Genomic DNA, 4,383 nt, shown 5'->3' on the forward strand with positions numbered 1-4,383 from the left:
TTATAGGGGGCTAGACCATTGGACGTGATGATTTTTCAGGAGTGAATCAAAAACAATCTCAATCGGTCAATACTGGCAATCAAATTATTGTAAGTAATGGTGCTGTTGCTACTGCAAATGCTACCAATGCCAATACCATAACGGCAAACAAACAGTTCTTTATGGTTGGAGACAATAATATGACTGGTTATGTAGCCTTTTCAGATACTTTTGGCGATGCAACAATTTTTTCAAGATCGGCAAGAATTTGGTATGCAGACAATACAGGAAATTATGATAAAGCTACCCGAATTTACATACCAACTAAAATGTATAATGGTTCTGGAAGTCCAAAGTTGATTTTAAGTACTACTAGTACGTTTTCTTCTACTGCTTCTTCAACTACCAATACCTATATTTCTGCAGAGGCAGCTACGGTAACTGTAAGCGGAGCAACCTACTTTGAGTATAAATTGACGGCTGCTCAAATAGCTACTGATTTTTATTTTGCTATTTCAAATGGGTCTTCTCCTGGTGGTATTGCCAATGCCAGATTATGGTTACGAGCTGATGTAGGAACATCATCTACAACAAACGGTACAACATTATCTCAATGGAATGATCAATCAGGCAATGATAACCATGTTTTACAAGCAACCGCTGGAAGCAGACCAACATATAGCACAAATGCTGCTGATGTCATCAACTTTAATCCTTCGGTAATGTTTAACGCAACCAATTTAATGACCGATGCAGATGGTATTTTTACTACGGATGTTAAAACCAATATGTCGGTATTTGCTATCAATTCTAATAAAACATTGACCAATGGATATATTATTAATGGTAATTCATTAAATATGAATGCAGCTTATGGCGATGGAAATGTATATTGGGACGGAAATGCTCGTATTTCAAGTGCATGGGGAGGTACACTTACAATTCCTAATCTTTGGACGGGTTACAACACCAGTACTGCAAATCCAAATCGAAGAGAAATCAGAAGAAATGCACAGTCTTTAAGTTCAGATGCTACTGCCACAAGTTTTACTCCTGCAACAGGTGCCTTCAATATTGGAAGTGGATTTAATGGGCCAATCAACGAAATTATCGTTTATGATATTAATGTTGCAGCAACCGATAGGGCCAAAGTCGAATCTTATTTAGCTATAAAAAATGGATTAACATTAAGCCAATCCTCGGCACAAAATTATGTCAATTCAGATGGTTCAACAATTTGGAATGCAACAACAAATGCAACATACAAGCAAAATATTGCGGGTATTGGACGAGATGATTTGTCTGCTTTGAACCAAAAGCAATCCAAATCTGTCAATTCAGGAAGTCAAGTGATCTTAAGCACTGGAACCATAGCAGCAACTAATACAGCAAATGCCAATACTATTACAACCAACAAACAATTTTTAATTTGGGGCGATAATGGGCAAACAGGTTACACAGTATTAGCAGATTCATTTGGTGATGCTACTGTTTTTTCAAGATCTCAAAGGGTTTGGTTTGCTCAAAACACGGGTAGTTATAGCCAAGCCACTAGCGTATATATCCCAACAGCCTTATATAATGGCACTGGAAATCCTAAGTTGATCCTAAGTTCTACTAGCAATTTTAGTTCTACTGCTTCTTCAACAACCAACACTTATATAGCAGCCGAGGCGGCAACAGTTACGGTAAATGCAGTGTCCTATTATGAATACAAATTGACTGCTTCTCAAGTAGCTACTGATTTTTATTTTGCCATTGCAAATGGATTAACTCCAGGAGGTGTTGGCAATGGATTGAAAATTTGGCACAAAGCGGATTTTGGTATAACTGCAACTTCCTCTAATGTATCTGCTTGGAAAAATGTTTTTGATGGAAAATCAGCTACAAATAATGGATCGGCAACAGCAACTCCAAAATTAGTTCAAGGTGATTCTAATTCATATAATTTTAATCCTTATATAAATTTAACACTTACTTCTAATAATATCGGACAATTGAGTAGTACAGCCGATTCAGGCTATTTTGCTCCTCAAGGTGCATCAAGTATTCATGTGTTTACTACAGTGTTTCCTCCATTGGTAGCAGATAGTTCTATTTTTAGTTTAAATGGAAATGGGGCCTCTGGTGCTTCTTCTTATGATGATTTTGATTTAGTAAGAAATGGTGTTTGGAACCAACAAGGCGGCAGTTATGCGGTTTCTGGATATACCTTGTCCAACAAACAATCTATTTACTCATTAAGTGTCGAAGAAACTCCATCTATTGCAGCCGATAATACAAAAGCCCGTCAAGATTTAACAACCTTAGCTACCAATACTACAACTGATTTTAGAGTTGGTGGTGCTGGATATGTCATTGGTTCTGATATCGCAACAGGTGGTGATAATAATTCTACAATAGGAAAATTGGGGGAAATAATCGCTTTTTCATCTGTTTTATCAACTACTGAAGAGTTAAGAGTTCAGTCTTATTTAGCTATCAAAACAGGTGTTACTTTGGGAACAAATGCTTCTAGTTCAAATTATTTGGATTCTAATTCAAATGTGATTTGGACCGCAAGTGCCAATTTCCAAAATAATATTGCGGGTATTGGTCGAGACGATATTTCTGCTTTAATGCAAAAACAATCGAAAAGTATGGTGGTTGGTAATCAAGTGATTATGAGTACAACTGCTGTTGCTACAACCAACGATAATAACTTGACTTCCATCACAGCCAACAAACAATTCTTAGTCTGGGGCGATAATAATTTATCGGGCACTACTACTTTTAGCGATCCATTTGGACAAAGTACCATTGTTAAAAGAACCGCAAGGGTATGGTTTGTGGACAATACAGGTAGCTATGCTCAAGATACCAGAATTTACGTGCCAGTTAGTTTGTATAACGGTGTTGGAACGCCTATGCTTATCAAAAGTTCAACAAGTACTTTTAGCTCAACTCCTACTTCAACTACCAATACTTATATTACAGGGCAAAATGCCACGGTTACTGTTGATGGTGTAAGTTATTTTGAATACAGATTGACTGCTGCTCAAGTAGCCAATGACTTTTACTTTGCCATTGCCGACCTAGATTCTGACTCTGATGGTGTTTCAGACGCATTAGATATTGACGATGATAACGATGGGGTAGTGGATACTACAGAAATGTCTTGTACACCAACTACTTTAACTAAAACAGGTATTCAAATTACTTCCGATTTAACGTATTCGTTTGCCAATGGAGCTTCTAGTTTACAAGGATTGATTGATGGTAACGAGGCTGCACAAGTAACTACTCCTACAGGAACTTTTGCTAATGCAACTTGGTTGAAATTCCAATTGCCTTCAGCAAAAGTATTAACTAAAATTGAAATTGGCCATGCCGCATCTCAATTGTTATTTACTTCTGGATCTACATACAAATTGCAAGGTAGCAATGATAACACTACTTGGTTTGATATTGTTGCCAGTCAAACTTATACTAATAGTACTCCCGTTTTGGCTACAAATAATAGTGCAAAATTAGATATGGCCAATAATGTAACACCGTATATCTTTTATCGTGTTATGGGTATATCGGGTTCTTCGGCAGGTGGAAGTGCTCAAGAAGTATATTTCACAGAGCTGAAATGCAATGATTTAGATACAGATTCTGATACTGTTGTCAATAGAATGGATTTAGATTCAGATGGCGACCTATGTTTTGATGCTAAAGAAACAGGAGTTACGGCATCTAAATTTAATGCCACAACAGGTGTAGTTACAGGAAGTATTGGTGTAAACGGTTTAGCTGATGATTTGGAAACAACTGCCGATACTGGTTTTATTAATTATACCGCTACCTATTCTAAAGCCATTAATGCTTTAATTATTAGCTGCGATTGTAATGTTGCTCCAGCAACGGGTACTCCAACTGAATATGCAAAAGTAGGGGTTTCTGTACTGGACGTGCATACTACATCTAATTGGCCAACAGATATTCCAAATGCTCATTTAGTGTTAGAATCCAAAACAAAAGGTTTGGTAATAACCAGAATGGCAGACCCTGAAACTAATATTGCAAACCCAGTAGAAGGTATGATTGTTTGGGATACAGACAACAATTGTTTGAAACTTTACAATGGAACCGCTTGGATTTGTACAGTAAAATCTTGTAATCAATAATTTTTTTATAATATTAGGTTTATTTTTATTCATTAAAAAACCGAATAAACAACATGTTTATTCGGTTTTTTTTATGATTCATTCAAAATTATGATAATTGGTATAATAATATTAGTTACCTATTAGATACTGTTCTAAAAAGTTTGTAAAGTTATTCGTATAATTTAATTATTATAATAGATACAAATATTTTTTTAATTACAAATATTTTCAAAAAATTAACCCATCATGATGATTTTAATACCAAATATAT

General features: G+C 35.8%; 1 protein-coding gene. It reads left to right on the forward strand.

What is annotated here, in order from left to right:
* Positions 1-41 precede the first annotated feature (41 nt).
* On the forward strand, positions 42-4,130 hold the full coding sequence (locus tag B0A58_RS07155) for a hypothetical protein (RefSeq protein WP_089080479.1): 4,089 nt from the start codon (positions 42-44) through the stop codon (positions 4,128-4,130).
* The last annotated feature ends 253 nt before the right edge of the window (positions 4,131-4,383 follow it).

This window comes from Flavobacterium branchiophilum NBRC 15030 = ATCC 35035, from assembly GCF_002217205.1.
Classification (GTDB): domain Bacteria; phylum Bacteroidota; class Bacteroidia; order Flavobacteriales; family Flavobacteriaceae; genus Flavobacterium; species Flavobacterium branchiophilum.